11 protein-coding genes are annotated in these 16147 nt (G+C 39.8%); 3 read left to right on the forward strand and 8 right to left on the reverse strand.

The window, feature by feature from the left end; all coding sequences use genetic code 11:
- Window positions 1–104: 104 nt before the first annotated feature.
- A complete protein-coding gene (locus H5200_RS14355; RefSeq protein WP_182761716.1) occupies window positions 105–3137 on the forward strand; it encodes an immune inhibitor A domain-containing protein in 3033 nt (1010 codons plus the stop codon).
- Between the two features lie 64 nt (window positions 3138–3201).
- On the opposite strand, the gene H5200_RS14360 is transcribed toward H5200_RS14355, so the two are convergent.
- From H5200_RS14360 to H5200_RS14385, 6 genes are all read right to left on the reverse strand, one after another.
- Window positions 3202–4209: an isocitrate dehydrogenase gene (locus H5200_RS14360; RefSeq protein ID WP_182718661.1), complete on the reverse strand. Its 1008-nt coding sequence runs from the start codon at window positions 4207–4209 to the stop codon at window positions 3202–3204.
- 345 nt (window positions 4210–4554) lie between these two features.
- Complete coding sequence (locus H5200_RS14365) at window positions 4555–6243, reverse strand: hypothetical protein (RefSeq protein WP_182718662.1); 1689 nt, start codon at window positions 6241–6243, stop codon at window positions 4555–4557.
- A gap of 10 nt (window positions 6244–6253) precedes the next feature.
- Window positions 6254–6637 (reverse strand): DUF3192 domain-containing protein, encoded by a 384-nt coding sequence (locus H5200_RS14370; protein ID WP_149980185.1) that lies wholly within the window; start codon window positions 6635–6637, stop codon window positions 6254–6256.
- A gap of 69 nt (window positions 6638–6706) precedes the next feature.
- On the reverse strand, window positions 6707–7480 hold the full coding sequence (xni, locus tag H5200_RS14375) for a flap endonuclease Xni (RefSeq protein WP_182718663.1): 774 nt from the start codon (window positions 7478–7480) through the stop codon (window positions 6707–6709).
- 14 nt (window positions 7481–7494) lie between these two features.
- Window positions 7495–8838: a nucleotide 5'-monophosphate nucleosidase PpnN gene (gene ppnN, locus H5200_RS14380; protein WP_149980187.1), complete on the reverse strand. Its 1344-nt coding sequence runs from the start codon at window positions 8836–8838 to the stop codon at window positions 7495–7497.
- A 41-nt stretch (window positions 8839–8879) separates the two neighbouring features.
- Window positions 8880–10415: a diguanylate cyclase gene (locus H5200_RS14385; RefSeq protein ID WP_404687826.1), complete on the reverse strand. Its 1536-nt coding sequence runs from the start codon at window positions 10413–10415 to the stop codon at window positions 8880–8882.
- A 217-nt stretch (window positions 10416–10632) separates the two neighbouring features.
- Here H5200_RS14385 and H5200_RS14390 point away from each other — a divergent pair, with 217 nt between their 5' ends.
- Complete coding sequence (locus H5200_RS14390) at window positions 10633–12417, forward strand: M61 family metallopeptidase (RefSeq protein WP_182718664.1); 1785 nt, start codon at window positions 10633–10635, stop codon at window positions 12415–12417.
- Between the two features lie 21 nt (window positions 12418–12438).
- Here the strand turns inward: H5200_RS14390 and H5200_RS14395 are convergent, their stop codons facing one another.
- Complete coding sequence (locus tag H5200_RS14395; RefSeq protein ID WP_182718665.1) at window positions 12439–13239, reverse strand: glycosyltransferase family 25 protein; 801 nt, start codon at window positions 13237–13239, stop codon at window positions 12439–12441.
- Window positions 13240–13456: 217 nt separating this feature from the next.
- Between H5200_RS14395 and H5200_RS14400 the strand changes: the two genes are divergently transcribed.
- Complete coding sequence (locus H5200_RS14400; RefSeq protein WP_182718666.1) at window positions 13457–15616, forward strand: S46 family peptidase; 2160 nt, start codon at window positions 13457–13459, stop codon at window positions 15614–15616.
- A 150-nt stretch (window positions 15617–15766) separates the two neighbouring features.
- Here the strand turns inward: H5200_RS14400 and H5200_RS14405 are convergent, their stop codons facing one another.
- On the reverse strand, window positions 15767–16132 hold the full coding sequence (locus H5200_RS14405) for a response regulator (protein WP_182761717.1): 366 nt from the start codon (window positions 16130–16132) through the stop codon (window positions 15767–15769).
- Window positions 16133–16147 lie beyond the last annotated feature (15 nt).

A 16147-nucleotide genomic window follows, 5' to 3' on the forward strand; every position in this document is an offset into this window, starting at 1 on the left:
ACCGTTAAAAGCAAAGAAATTATGCTTTTTTGAAGCGTGGCGATATTCACTGTATATCTATAAATGTAATGTAAGTATATAAATTATTCGCTATTATTATCGTTATGGAGTTGTTGATAGGTGATCCTGTGAAATACTCACAATTGTTATGTGCCCTGACTTTGGCATTGTTAAGTCAACAGAGTGTGGCAAAACCACAAAACAGTAGCCCAACTGATATTGGGGTCGTTAACAAAGAGCGAATTTTATATTGGTTAGATAAACGCGGGCAGCTTGACGATAAAATAGCGCATGACAAATTATTGTCTGATTATATTGGCCGTGGTGAATCGATGCATTCACGTCGGCAGCTTAACCCTCAAGTTTTAACCCAACAACGAAAAATGGCTCAGCGCTTAGCGAGTGTGTCTTCGCAGTTACCTAACTCGACGCACAATACCGTAAAAGTGTTGGCTATATTGGTTGATTTTCCTGACTTACCTCATGATGATAATGGCTTAGCCGCAGTTGATAGCGATATGTACTACTCAAGCTATAGTCAGCAGCATTACCAACAAATGTTGTTCGCTACTGATGGTTACTCAGGTCCACAGCAGCAACCGTTGCAAACAGCGTATCAATACTATCAGCAAGCCTCAGGGGAAAGCTTAGCATTTACGGGTCAAGTTTATGGCTGGGTAACAGCCGATAATGATGCGAAAAGTTATGGGGCTCGCCAAGGGGGTAATAATGATATTGATGCCCCTAGTTTAGTGCATGAAGCGGTAGAAAAAGCCGTAGCCAAATTTAATATTAATTTAGCCGATTATGATTTAACAGATTTGGATGATCGTGATGGTGATGGGATCACCAATGAACCTGATGGGATTATTGACCATGTTATGATTTTCCACTCGAGTATAGGTGAGGAAGCCGGTGGTGGCGTACTGGGTACTGATGCAATTTGGTCACATCGTTTTTATGTGTACGACCAAAACAATCAGCCAAGTGCGGTTGATGGCAGTAGTATTCGTTTATTTGGTTATACTATAAATCCTATCGATGCTGGTATTGGCGTGGTGGTACATGAGTTTGGTCACGACTTAGGTTTGCCTGATGAATATGATTTAACCGGCAGTGCGCTGGGGGAGCCAGTTGCGCTTTGGTCTGTGATGTCTGGTGGTAGTTGGGCAGGCTCACCTCGTGGCTCACAGCCGGTGATGTTCAGTCCTTATGCACTCGAGTACTTACAAAACCGTTATCAAGGAAACTGGCTTAATCAAACGACGATATCGTTAGACGAAATCGATACCAATCAACAGCAAATACTTCGCCATAGTAGTGGGGTATCAACTGAATTAAACCAGTTAAAAATCACCCTACCAACCAACTTACAACCGTTTTATCAAGCAGTAGAAGGGCACTTGCAATACTACTCTGGCAGTGGTGATAATGTTTCAAAAAGTATGACATTTACAGTTAATATACCTGCAAGTACGCAGCCTACTTATCTTGATTTAAGTGCCTATTACAGCATTGAAACGGATTATGATTATGCTCAAGTATTAGTAAACGCACAGCCTATTGCTTCGCAATATACTCAAGCAGTCAATCCATTTTATGGAGACATTGGTCCATATATAACAGGGTCTTCAAGTTCAGTAAATGACGCTCAGCAGCCGAATAATTATTTACGGCATCGTTTTGACTTATCAGCTTATGCTGGTCAAACAATCACACTTAGTTTTAACTATAAAACGGACACTTATACTCATTATTTTGGTCTAGTGGTTGATGATATGACCATTAGCCAAGGTGATACTTTCGTTTGGCAAGATAATGCAGAGCAGTCAACACAAGCACAACTTGATGGCTTTAGCCGAGTGGGGGATCACATCTATGCAAAACCACACAATTACTATTTACAGTTACGTAGTTATTTAGGAATAGATAGTGGTTTACAAGTTGAGCAGTATTCACCGGGTTTATTACTTTGGTCTGCTAATGAACAGTATACAGATAATAATACTCCTGAGCATATTGGTGAAGGGTTTATATTGGTTGTTGATGCCGATCAAAATGCCATTGCAAAAGGTAATAGCAGCGCACCTGCCAGTACTACGATTCAGTTAAGAGATGCTGCTTTTAGTCTTTATGATCAGCGCCAAGGTTTAGGCGATACGCAGTTAACAGCAATCACTGAGTTTAATGATAATAATGATTACAGTTTTGCCACGCAACCGGCCTCTGGTGTAAAAGTTTCAACGTTTGGTTTTAATTTTTCTATTGTTGAGCAAGCGATTAATAATAGCTCAATTGAATTGAATTTAGGCTATACACCACAGTCTGGGATCAATGTAATTACTAATGATCTCGAAGCGAGTTTTGAAATTAAAGGAATGGCGTTGACCCCAACCGATAGTTTTAACTGGCAGTTTGGTGATGGACAAAGTAGTGATGAATTGAATCCAAATCATAAATTTGCCGATTACGGTAGTTACACTGTGGGTTTTACTCGTACTAATGAACAAGGGCAGCAGTTTCAAGAATCGATGACTTTTGTGCTTACTGCGCCGTTATCAATTTCTAGTGTGGATACCAGTATAGAGAAAGGCAATGTTACTGCAAAAGTCACTGTATCAGGTGGTCAAGCACCTTATGACTATGCATGGCAATTAGGTGATGGCTCAACTGCGAAAGGGCAGAGCATTAACTACCGCTATGAATACAGTGGCGATTATACCTTGAGCGTTATTGTAACTGATGCAAATGGCGCTATGCAGTCTTTTGCAACCCAAGTGTCGGCAAATGTATTACTTACAACACAGGCCAGTTACAGTGCAAAAGATTTACTGGTTAATTTTAACAGTGATACCAAAGGCGGGTTTAATAATTACACTTACAGTTGGGATTTTGGAGATGGCAGTGCTGTAAGCCAACGGGCTAATCCTACACATACTTATAACCAAGCGGGAAGTTATACAGTGACACTGATCGTGACTGATACCTCTGCAAAAGGCATAAAAAACACCTTACCGTCTAGCAAGCTTATGGTAACAGTGCAAAAACAAGTTGCCAGTTCAGGCTCCAGTGGCGGAAGTATATTTTGGTTATTGTTACTGCTACCGCTCAGTTTTCGAACAAAGAGACAAGCATAAACTAAGTGACAAAAAAGCCAGTAAATACTGGCTTTTATTATAATGCTAATAATCTAGATTTGGTTTATAAACGGTCGATAACAGCTTGAGTGAAGTCAGTAGTACCGTGACTGCCACCTAAATCGCGAGTGGTACGATCACCCGATTTAATTACGTCAGCTACAGCACTGCGAATACGCTCTGCAGTTTCGCCCATTTCTAAATGCTCTAACATTTGAATAGATGCCAAAATAACAGAGGTTGGATTTGCTAAATTTTTACCAGCAATATCAGGTGCGCTGCCATGAACTGCTTCAAAGATTGCTGCATCTTCACCGATGTTAGCGCCAGGTGCCATACCTAAACCGCCTACTAGACCAGCACATAGATCAGATAAAATATCACCAAACAGGTTTGTAGTAACGATAACGTCAAACTCTTCAGGGCTCATTACCAGTTTCATACAGGTTGCATCAACAATCATTTCAGTTGATTCAATTTCAGGATAACGCTCAGCAACTTCACGAGCTACTTTTAAGAATAAACCTGAAGTTGATTTTAAAATGTTAGCTTTGTGAACCGCTGTCACTTTTTTACGACCTTCACGCACGGCTAGTTCGTAGGCAAAAGTAACGATTTTTTCAGCACCTTCACGGGTGATCATAGACATTGCTTGTGCTTCGTTGCCATCTTCTGATGTCACTTGGCCTAAACCTGAATACATACCTTGCGTATTTTCACGTACCGTGATGATATCAATGTCTTCATAACGTGCTTTGGTGCCAACAAATGACTTTACTGGGCGTACATTGGCGTATAAACCAAACTGCTTTCGTAATGTTACATTGATTGAAGTAAAACCTTCACCAACTGGCGTAGTTAGTGGGCCTTTAAGAGTAATTTTATTACGCGCAATAGTATCAATGGTATCTTGTGGTAATAATTCACCGGTCTTTTCTAGGGCTGCAAGACCTGCATCAACGAATTCATAATCAAAATCGCACCCTGCGGCTGTTAAGATCTCAAGGGCTGAATCAATAATACTCGGACCGATGCCGTCGCCTTTGATCACTGTGATGGTTTGTTTGGCCATGAACTTTTCCTATTACGAGTTAGAAATGCACGTAAATGTGACGCATTATTATACCAATCGACTTAAATATTTAACCATTCTAGCGTGCTAAATAAAGCGCTAACTGCGTTATGAATTTCTCAAGTAGAACAACTACATGTCGAAATTTATGCCTTGTTATCACTCTATTTATCTGTCGCTATAAATGGCTAGTAACTTAACACGATTGGTATTAAGCGATTACTTGTTAGATTATTTACGTGAATGAGTTTGAAAATACAAGCGGCTTTTATAGCAATTTATTCAACTTTTTGCCAGTAAAACCCACGAAAACGCACTAAATTAGTCACTATGTCTAATAAATATTCATACGCTATTGCTTAAACCTAGGCTTGGTAGCTGTGCATAAAAATCCTCGCTGGACTGCCAATCTAAGCGTTTTAACACTTGCTCAAAAGTGTGTGTTTGCCAACTACTTTGTATTACGTTGGGTTGATACACCTTAATAACGACGAGTTTTATTGCAACCCATAATTGTGCCTCTGCAGATAAGTGTTGTTTTTTTTGCTGCTCTGCATCTAAGAGCGCTTGTGTCCATGGATTGTCACCAAGCAATTCAAGTAAATAAGCCGATAAATGCCCACTATCATGAACCGTGACACCAAATAGCCACGCAAAGGGCATACTTACATCACTTTTAGGTGAGTGTTCATACACTGTCTTACGGCTAATTGTGGTGCTACAGTATTCAATCAAATAATTAACGTAACCATAAATAGGCAAAGCGAGGTGCTCGAACTGGTTGTGTTGATCACGACTTACCAGCTGGTTTAATAAACTTATTATTGCCTGTAAGCGTAATTGTATATGTTGCATTAATGGATGTGCTTGGTAGTTTACTAATTGCTCAAAGAGCACCCGTTGAATGATCGCTGGTGCATTGTATAAGCCGACCATTGATAAACAATGGCGTAAATCTTTGCCTGCTAGGTGCTCTTTATTATAAGGCTTCACTGCTTCACGAAGTAACTCAATTGTCGCTGGATGATTGTTGAGTAATTTAGCAAGGGCACTGTATGAGTATTCTTTTTGTATTTTAACTTGGCTTATCAGCATCAGTAATTGTTGTTTTTCAAAGTTTACAATTTCAACAGGGGGGGCTATGTGCTCATTGAACCATACGCTAAACAATAATCGCTTGTCTTTACTTGGGCGTTGTTTTGAATGTGATTCTAGCTTTGCCTTAACGCTATACCATTTGGTTTTTTGCTGCTCATGCAATGCAATTAATAAATCCCGTTGCTGGTGGTTTTTACCAATATAAGTGAGCTGCTGATCGCTATAATTAACTAAAGAGCCTGGCAGGTAAGGGCCAAAATGACCGATTAATGCTTTTAATGCTTGTTGGGCAAACAGGTTAGGAGTACGGATATAAATATCAGCCACTGCCTTATAGATATCAATATGATCATTTTGGGTACGATAGGTAATGTTCATCGCAATAATATTTGCTAACGCAACTAACGTCGTTGGTCCATCATAGATCATGATTTTTGGCGTGCTTAGCAAGGCCTGCTTATACTTATTTAAGCGCGCTAAAATACACGCAATATGGTCAGTGGGAACGTTAGCTGATTGCAGTAATTTTACTGCTAGCTGATGACGCGACTGCCATTGCTTTTTTTCTTGTTGGGTAAGAGGTTGGCGCAGGGCCAGCTTATTAGTTTGTGTTTGCACACATAAATAGTTAGTTAAACACACACAAATAAGCAATTGGCTGATTTTACTGTCGTAACTTAAACTGCGACAAAATGCGGCGACAATGACACATTGATTGACCACTAAGTTGGTTGTATAACCTTGTGTTTCTGCATATAGAGTAAGCTGGGCTTGTAGTGCATTTGGATGTGAATCATAGAGTTTATAATATTGCTCAGCCAGTTGTGTCAACAGCGGATAAATTTGTGGCCACTGACTTTTATTATTATAACGCCTTAATATTTGGTGAGTTTTTTCAAATAGGCTGGCAAGATCTTGTGCGCAGAGTGCATCCATAAGTAATTAATTACCCGCGTTGCTCAAATGCATCAAATGCACTTGGGCCCCACAAAATCAATTCGCCATTTTTAAACAGTAAACCAGTACACTCATCCATAGTCGTGATCCCATCTGATTTGATATGTTGAGTACGGTAAAAAATAATTTGCCATACTTCCTCTTTATCACGTTTCGCGAATGTTAGATCAGGACTGCCTAAATACTCTAAAACTGTGTTTAAGTTAGTCGGTGTTTCGACACTTAATTTAGCGATATAACGTTTATTGAACGCTTCTCGGTCTTGCCAGATCATCGCCTGTGGATCATCTTTATAAAAAGTAATGACCAAAGTAGCGATCAAGGCGTATACACCCAAACCTAATATGAGATAGCGAAAAACCTTCTTAAACATTGTGCACTCTTACGCTGAGACTTAAATTTAGTATACGCATAGTTCAAATCCAGTGCTACGTGAATGCGATTAATTGAGCCTTAACTGCTTTAAACTAAAGCCTAAGTTAATATCTGTACGTAAACCAACCAAATGTTTAGAGGTAATATAGTCAGCCATTCCTGTCGCTAACTTTTTACGAACTGCTGTAGAGAGCGTTTCATCCTCTACCGCCAATGTTATATCTGCGTGCTTACTAATAATCTCTTGTGCTGTTTTAGTACCAATTCCCTTAATACCCGGAATATCATTCGTTTTATCACCAGCCATTGCCCAAAAATCAATTAATCGAGCTTGCTCAACACCAAAACGTTGTACGATAGAGTGATGATCTAAATATTCTTTTTTAAAATAATCATACACATTAATATAATTATTTAAGCTAGGTAAAAACCCTTTATCAGTGGAGATAATTGTACTATACAACTGATTTTGCGCCATTTTATCGGCTAATGTCGCGATAATATCATCAGCTTCATCATTTACTGGGGCAAACACCACAATACCCGTTTGCTCAATCGCCTGTTTAAATTTATCTAATGAATTTTTCAGAGTTTCAGGCATGGGGGCACGGCTGCTTTTATATTGAGCGTAATAATGATACCGCCAGCTTTTATCACCATCAAATACAGCAATAGCATGCGTTGCTTGGGTGATCTTTATAAGTTTTTCACAAGCGTGAGCTACCCGCGCGCAGCAGGTATTTATCATTTGCTCATCACTGCCTTTGTTTTGATTACTATCAACTGCATAAATGCGCCTAATTAAATTAAGCGCATCGATTAAAAGTAACTGACCTGACACGAATACATTAACCCTTATGCTTTGACTTCATAACATGGAACATATTGACTGCCTGGGAGCTTCATTCTTCCTTGCTCAACAAATGCTTGCAGCAGTTTGTCCATGGCTTTCATTAAAGTCGGTTCACCGCTAATGATAAACCGGCCATGTTGTTTAATTGCCTGTATGCCTTCGTCTTTAACATTCCCTGCAACAATACCTGAAAATGCACGGCGCAAATTAGCGGCTAGTAATTGTTTTTCTTGGTCTAAATGTAAATCAAGCCCAGCCATATTGGCATGAGTTGGCGCGAAAGGTTGCTGAAATTCATTTTCAATTTTTAACGTCCAGTTAAAGTAATATGCATCGCCCTGACTCTTGCGGTAATCACGCACATTTGCCATTGCAGATTTGAGTTTGATCCCAACTAATTCGGGGTTATCAATAATAACTTCAAATTTATCAAGCGCCTCCTTACCTAACGTCATTTCAATGAACTGGCATAATTCGCTAAAGTAATTTTCACTTTCTTTCGGCCCAGTTAAAATAACCGGTAACGACTGTTTGGCATTATCAGGGTGAAGTAAAATGCCTAGTAAATACAATAACTCTTCAGCAGTGCCAGCGCCGCCAGGGAAAATAATTATAGCGTGGGCGGTGCGTACAAAGGCTTCAAGGCGCTTTTCAATATCTGGTAAAATAACCAGTTCATTGACGATCGGATTTGGTGGCTCTGCGGCAATAATACTTGGCTCTGTTAAGCCCAAATAACGGTTATTGGTGTTGCGTTGTTTTGCATGTCCAATGGTTGCACCTTTCATTGGACCTTTCATGGCACCGGGGCCACAGCCAGTACAAATATTTAAGCCACGTAAACCAAGCTCATAACCTACTTGTTTAGTGTATTTATATTCGTTTTCATTAATAGAATGACCACCCCAGCAGACAATCATACTTGGATCGCTATTAACGCGAAGCGCTGCGGCATTACGCAACATATCAAAGACCATATGAGTAATGGCTTTTTGTTCGGTTAAATCTTTTTCGTATTTTTGACAAATAAATAAAATATCACGAATAACAGAGAAAATATGTTCGTGGATCCCAGTGATTATTTCACCATCAACAAAAGCCGTAGTCGGAGGATTGAGTAGTTCAATTTTTATGCCTCGCTCACGGCTTAATAAGCGAATATCAAAATCTTGATATTTATTGTAAATCTCTGAGCTGGAGTCAGTATGACTGCCAACATTGAGAACAGCTAGCGCACAGTTTCTAAATAACTTATAACGCTCACTGGTAGACGATTGCTCTAATAAATCAACTTCGAGCTGCGACAGTAAATCTAACACACCTGTCGGGTTTAACTGTATTAACATAGGCGTTCTCCTTGCTATAAAAAGCACTAGGTCGGTCGCTGTTATTTATTGATACACAAGCGATCACGACCGGTATTTTTTGCTTTGTAGAGAGCATCATCGGCGCGGTCAAAAGCGCCCAATGGGGTATCGCCTTTTTTAAACTGCGTGGCACCGACGGAAACTGTTATCTCTACTTGTTTATCTCTGAACTTAAACGGAATCCCTTTCACCGCTTTTCTTAGTTTTTCAAGAGGTTTTTTGGCATGCTCTAAGGGCATACCTGGCATTAATAAAACAAATTCTTCACCGCCATAGCGGGCTATAAAATCAGATTTACGAATTGACATTTGCAGCGCTTTGGCAATCACTTGTAACGTTTTATCACCCGCGCTGTGACCATATTTATCGTTGATAGACTTAAAGTGATCAACATCAATCACCACTAAGGTGACATCGGATTCTTGTACTGCAAACAAATGAAATTCGTGATGAAAGCGTTCGTCAAATGCGGCTCGGTTTGGCAGTTTGGTAAGGCCATCAAGCAAACTTTTAAAACGTTGCTCATGCAGGCGTTTTTTATATTTAGATAATTTAGTTTCAAGGCTGCCAATGCGTTGATTGATCTCTTGAAAACTGTTTAGCAACATATCGCGATCTTGCTGCTCGAGGCGCTCTTTTTCAATTAAGTCTTCACTTAACGATTTTAATTCGTTATCAACTAAGGCTTTTAATGATGAAATTGAAGTAGCATTTTGGGTTTGTGCTGTCAGATTGTTAATTTTATCTTCAATGCGCTTATTTAATGCAGTAAATTCAGCCCCCATTGCTTCTGAATGTTTACTTGTAGAAACAATTGAGTGGTGTAATTCTTCAAGCGTTTGGTTCAATGACACTAAAAAGCTTTGTGCAGATTGACGCTCTTTACTGATATTGTTGGCAATGATGCGAATAATATCGATTGCAGAGGTCAATAAATCATCCACTGAATCGGTTTCAGAGATATTATTTTTGATGGTTTTTACTTGATCTGCAGCTTCATCTTCAAATACTAAATCATTAGCTAAATTGAGTAACTCTTTTGCTAAATTAGGTTGCACAGCAGTTTGCTGGCATTCAGGAATAGTCAGTTTTACTTGTAAGGCTTGATGATAAATCGTCACTAAACGATTAAGGAGTGGAATGAAATCCCGCGTCGATTGCACATTATTCAGTTCATGATCCAGTAAATGACGCAATGTTCTGCGTGCATCATCTGGTAACCCTTTGGTTTTCTGCAGTAACTTGCCAGCATCGAGCACACTGTTATGAAGTTCACGCTGATGTGTGGCCTGTTGTGCTTCTTGATTTTTTAGCAGTGTAAGAATTTCATCGATCTGTGGCGCGAATAATTCAAAATCGACCCCTTTAGCCAGCGCACTACGAAACTTAGCTAAGCGATTATCAAGTTCAATGTCCATACCTTTACAGCTTAACGATAACTTAGCTGCAAAGTGTGTCAATGTGTCTACTTGATGCTTACGTGCATGTTCAACTACCATACGAGTATCAATGGCTTGTTTAAGTTTTTTATTTAAAACTTCGAGCTGTTGTGACACTAATAGTTACCGCCATTGATTAAATCTTACATGGTTGTAAGTTTACAACAAAAATTGCACAAATGTAGTCAGTAAGTCAAAAACTTAGCATTTGTTGATGATTTTTATTCATCGAACCTATCTGCACGTGTATTTATCGCTTTTAATTCACATTTTCTATCATCATTGTTAGGCTCACGCATAATAAAATCACTTGATATATGAATTAAGAGCCTCTATGAAAAAGTTTTTAGCATTATCGGTATTAGCCGCTTTATCTCACTCGGCATGGGCCGATGTTAATTATTCACTTGCTGTTACTCAACCTGAACATCATTTAGGCAACGTTAGCGTAGAATTTCCACAAACGGCACAAGCACATTTAGATGTAAAGTTGCCAGCTTGGCGAACAGGTCGTTACGAAATTTTGAACCTTGCAAACGGTGTGCGTTTTTTTGAAGCAACAGGCGATAATGGTAAAGCATTAAAATGGGAAAAAATTGATGCCAGTACATGGCGGGTACATTTAGATAAACCAACAGAAGTTAAAATTGATTATCAAGTGTATGCTAATGAGTTAGGTAAACGTGCGCGCCATATTGATGATAGCCACGCATTTATAGATGCATCAGGCTTTTTTATGTTTAGTGAATCATTTCGTCAAGAGCCAGTGACGGTTAAGCTAGATGTACCGAAAGCATGGCGCTCAGTATCGGGTATGGATAATGCAGGCTCAAAACATAGCTTTAAAGCCGCAGATTACGATGTATTAGTTGATTCGCCGATTGAAACGGGTATTAATGAACTCCATAAATTTGCCGTAGATGGCCGCGATTATGAATTAGTGATCTGGGGCAAGGGCAACTATGATGTTGAGCAAATGCTTGAAGATCTTAAGAAGCTGGTAGCAACAGGCAATATTATTTGGGATGCTTACCCGTACCAACGTTATGTATTTATGGTACATGCAACCTCAGGGGCAGGTGGTGCCACCGAGCATTTAAACTCAACGATTATTCAGCGTCCGCGTGACCGTTTTGGCTCGCGTGAAGACTATCTTGCATTTATTAGCACCGCAGCACATGAATTTATCCATACTTGGAACGTAAAAGCATATAGACCTGAAGGTTTAGTTCCTTACGATTACACGCATATTAATTACGATAAACTATTATGGATAGCGGAAGGTTCAACCAGTTATTTTGAAGATCATTTAATGGTGCGCTCAGGGATTGCCACGACGGATGAATTTTTAAACGTGTTAACGAAAACCGTCAACCGTCATTTATCATCGCCTGGGCGTGAGGTACAAAGCGCCACCGAAACCAGTTTTGATAAATGGATAAATCAAGGTGGTGACCATGCTCGTAACTACAGTACTAATATTTACTCAGAAGGTTCATTGATTTCGATGGCCCTTGATATTGATTTACTTGAGAACAGCCAAGGTAAGCAAAGCTACCGTGATATTCATCGTGCACTTTACAATCAATATAAAATGCCGCATGGCTTTACTGCAACTGACGTGAAAACTATTTTAAAACAGTTAACGGGCCGCGATTACAGCCAGTGGTGGGCAAATAATGTTGATGCACCAGCAGATATTGATTTTGACGCACTGTTTAAAAAAGTAGGCTTAATGTTAGAGCGTCCAAAAGATGCAAAAGCCGTTGCCAGTGTTGATGCGATGGCAAAAAATACCGGTGAGTTATTAACTTTAACTCATGTGCGTCGCGATGGCGCTGCATGGCAAGCGGGTTTGACCAGCGATGACAAAATTGTGGCAATTAACAAAAAGCATGTTGGTAAAGATTTAAAATCAAGCTTAGAAACATTTAAAGCAGGGGATAAAGTAACCATTGATTTTATCCGCCGTGATGCACTGCAAAGCACCACAATAACGCTAGCACAAAGCTTTGATAAAGATAAAAAGCTAGTTGCTGACAAACAGGCAACTGCACAGCAAATGGCATTATTTAAAGCATGGATGGGTGTAGAGCACCCAAACCTCGTTAAAAAATAAATACTATTTAATGATGCTAGGTTATGAGTAAAAAGGAGCTGCGGCTCCTTTTTTGCATTTAGGAGTAGTGGGTAAAGCACGCTTAGTTTGGGCAATAAATGCCGCCGTTGCAAAGTGATTGTTTACCGCACTACGGAGTTGCTGACCTTTACGCGCTAAAAACGATTTCTTTTCGCGCGCATTACTACGCGATTTGATATCACTTACCTGCTCACAATCTTGGGAGAATGGATACGGTAGTAATGAATAGCCAGCGACTTGAGTTTCCCAAATATGTTGTAGATCACAATCAACAGGGCGAGCAAACGTTTTAGTGGCAGCTAATAATTGTTTTGCACCTTGATAACTGATTGCAGTAGCACAACATCCTGTCATCAACTTTTTATGGATCACTAATCGTTGCTCAAACTGCAACGGTATCTGATAGGCGATTTTGCGAGTACGGTTTTGATAAGCTGAGAGTTTTATAAGTTGCCAAGCAAGCGGTAATTGCTCAATATTTTTAATTGCACTACCGATACTTGAATCTAAGATAAAGTCATCTTCGAGCACAATTGCGTAATCAAGTTTTCTATCGACAATGGTTTGCCACGCTTTGCGATGGCTCAAATAACAGCCAATCTGCCCAGCACTGAGCGGGTAGTGATATTCTTGTGTATTGAGGCTAGGACTGTAATTAATTTCTTTTTGTGCTTGCGTGAGCATGGCGCCATCAATTGCATCTATACGCTCAAAACTTAGCCCATGTGCGGTTAATTGTCGCTGGCTGTTTGCCAATCGCTCGGTTGAGCGAGCGAGGTTGATCAAAAAAATAGCAGTCATAGTTAGGCCGTGCATTACTAATAGTATTTAAATCCTAACGATTGAAAATGACTAAATGATTGCATTGTTGTGTTGTTTTTATTGCTAACAGAGCTCGATGAAATATTTGTTTTCAGTATTTTGTTACACAATAGTGTGGCTATTTTGTCGCAGAAATATTGACCTTGCTAAGGCTGCACGCGTAACCTGTTATAGAAACAATAAAAAGGATTAAAAAATGCGTTTAAAACCACTCATAGCATCACTTGCTATTGTAGTATCGGGCTCAACATTTGCTGATGAAGGCATGTGGCAACCACACCAACTTCCTGATCTAGAATCAATTCTGAAAGCCAAAGGATTAGAAATTGATGCAAAATCGATTTCTAAATTAACCGAGTTCCCAATGAATGCAGTGATAAGCCTTGGTGGCTGTACCGCATCATTTGTATCGCCAAAAGGGCTGGTGGTTACCAATCATCACTGTGCTTATGGTTCGATTCAATATAACTCAACACCAGAGAACAATATTTTAGAAAATGGTTTTTTAGCAACAACACCGGCTGAAGACTTACCAGCGGCACCCGGCTCTAGAGTGTATGTAACTGAAACAGTTACCGACGTGACCAAAAAAGTAATAAAAGGCACTGAAAAACTCAGCGCCAAAGCGCGCTACGACGCGCTAGAGAAAAACGAAAAAGCATTAGTGTCAGCATGTGAAGCTGACGATAATTATCGCTGTAATGTGTATTCATTCCACGGTGGTCTAGAGTTTTACTTAATCAAATCACTAGAAATTAAAGATGTACGCTTAGCATACGCGCCTGCCATGGGCGTAGGTAAGTACGGTGGCGATATCGATAACTGGATGTGGCCGCGCCATACCGGCGACTTTTCATTTTATCGTGCATATGTAGGTAAAGACGGCAAACCAGCTGAATTTAGCGAAGACAATGTACCTTATGTGCCTGACTCATATTTAAGCGTCAGTGCTAAAGGCGTCCAAGATGGCGACTTTGTTATGGTAGCAGGCTATCCTGGGCGCACTAACCGTTACCGCATTGCTGCTGAAGTTGATTATGTATTTAATACCAGCTATCCCAAATCACGCGAGCATAATTCAAAATATGTGTCTTTAATTGAAGAGAATTCAGAAGATGGCAGCAAAGCGCGTATTGCTTATGAAAGCACTATTGCGGGTTACAATAACTATATTAAAAACTACGGGTCAATGATAGAAAGCTTTAATAAAGGCACTATGTATGAACGTAAAAAGCAATTTGAACAAGATCTCACTGCGTGGATAAACAGCGACCGTAAGCGTAAAAAACAATACGGTAAAGTGTTAAATGAACTGTCGGCGCTAGTCGCTCAATCGCAACAGCACAATGATCGTGATCGTATGCTTGGCTATGTACACCGCTCACAAATGATCAGTACCGCACGTAGCTTATATCGCTTAGCGTATGAGCAACAAAAACCTGATAGCGAACGTGAATCTGGCTATCAAGAACGCGATTTACCACGCTTTGAAGCCGGTTTAAAGCGCATGAGTCGCCGTTTTGATGCAAACGTTGATAAAGCCATTTTATTACATTTTTTAGAGCTGTATGCCGCGTTACCTAAAGAAGAGCGTTTTGCAGAAGTAGATAAAGTTTTTGAATTAGAAAATGGCTTTGATAAAACCAAGCACAGTGCACTATTAGCAAAAATGTATGCTAATTCAACGCTAGATAATGAAGACGTTCGTATCGCGTTATCTACGCAATCATTTGCTGAACTTGAACAAAGCCAAGATGCATTTATGCAATACGCGAAGGCCATCTTTGCCGTAATGAAAGCTGAAGAAGACAAAGACAAAGCACTTGCCGGTAAACTACAAGCGGCGCGTCCACAGTTAATGAGTGCTATCATAGCGTTTAATGAAGCACAAAATAAACCTGTGTATGCAGATGCGAATAGCACATTACGTGTAACGTATGGCACTGTTGGAGGCTATTCACCGCAAGACGGTTTGATAGCAACACCGTTTACATCACTTGAAGGGCTACTTGCAAAAAACACCGATGTTGATCCATTTAACGCGCCTGAAAAACTGCAACAGCAAATCAAGGCTAAAATATTTGGTGATTACACCGGTGGCATGAATACCGTACCAGTTAACTTTTTATCAAACGTAGACACGACTGGAGGTAACTCAGGTTCACCAACACTTAACGGTAAAGCCGAACTGGTAGGCTTACTGTTTGATGGTGTGTACGAAAGTATTATTGGCGATTGGGATTATAACCCAGCACTTAATCGTTCAATCCACGTTGATTCACGTTACATGCTGTGGGTGATGGATAAAGTAGATAACGCACAAAACCTATTAGACGAAATGAAAATCGTAAAATAAGTAATCAGTAAAATAGTAGGGCGCTTACCATAACGGTAAGCGCCTTTTTTAATAAGTATAATTTGTAATGACTTATGTCTACTTTTTGCTATGAGCGGAAGTTGATTTGCCGAAGCCGAACTGGCAATAAAGCACAAACAAAGCAAGTACTTACTTTATAAATGAGCTCAGAACACCGTATAGGGTAGCAATATCAATTGGTTTTGCTATATGTGCATCAAATCCTTGGCTTAAATAATCAGCAACGTCATCAATCATTACATTTGCGGATAGTGCAATTATCGGTATATGCTTATTGAAATTAATGATATTTTTCATTGCTTCAACACCATCCATTTCAGGCATTTGTATATCCATAAGTATCAAATCAAAGTCCTTTTCTTTAGCTGCTTCTACTGCCTGTTTAGTAAGCGTATAGCTAACGACACCTAGCTTTGCTAAAGTTCCAAGGCAGAAGTGGCTCAAGGTTATCTGGCTGCTCTGCAATATGTTGTAAGCAAGTAGTAATATAGTCATGCACTACAAGATCAT

The sequence above is a fragment of the Pseudoalteromonas sp. SG43-7 genome (assembly GCF_014164295.1).
Lineage (GTDB): Bacteria > Pseudomonadota > Gammaproteobacteria > Enterobacterales > Alteromonadaceae > Pseudoalteromonas > Pseudoalteromonas rhizosphaerae.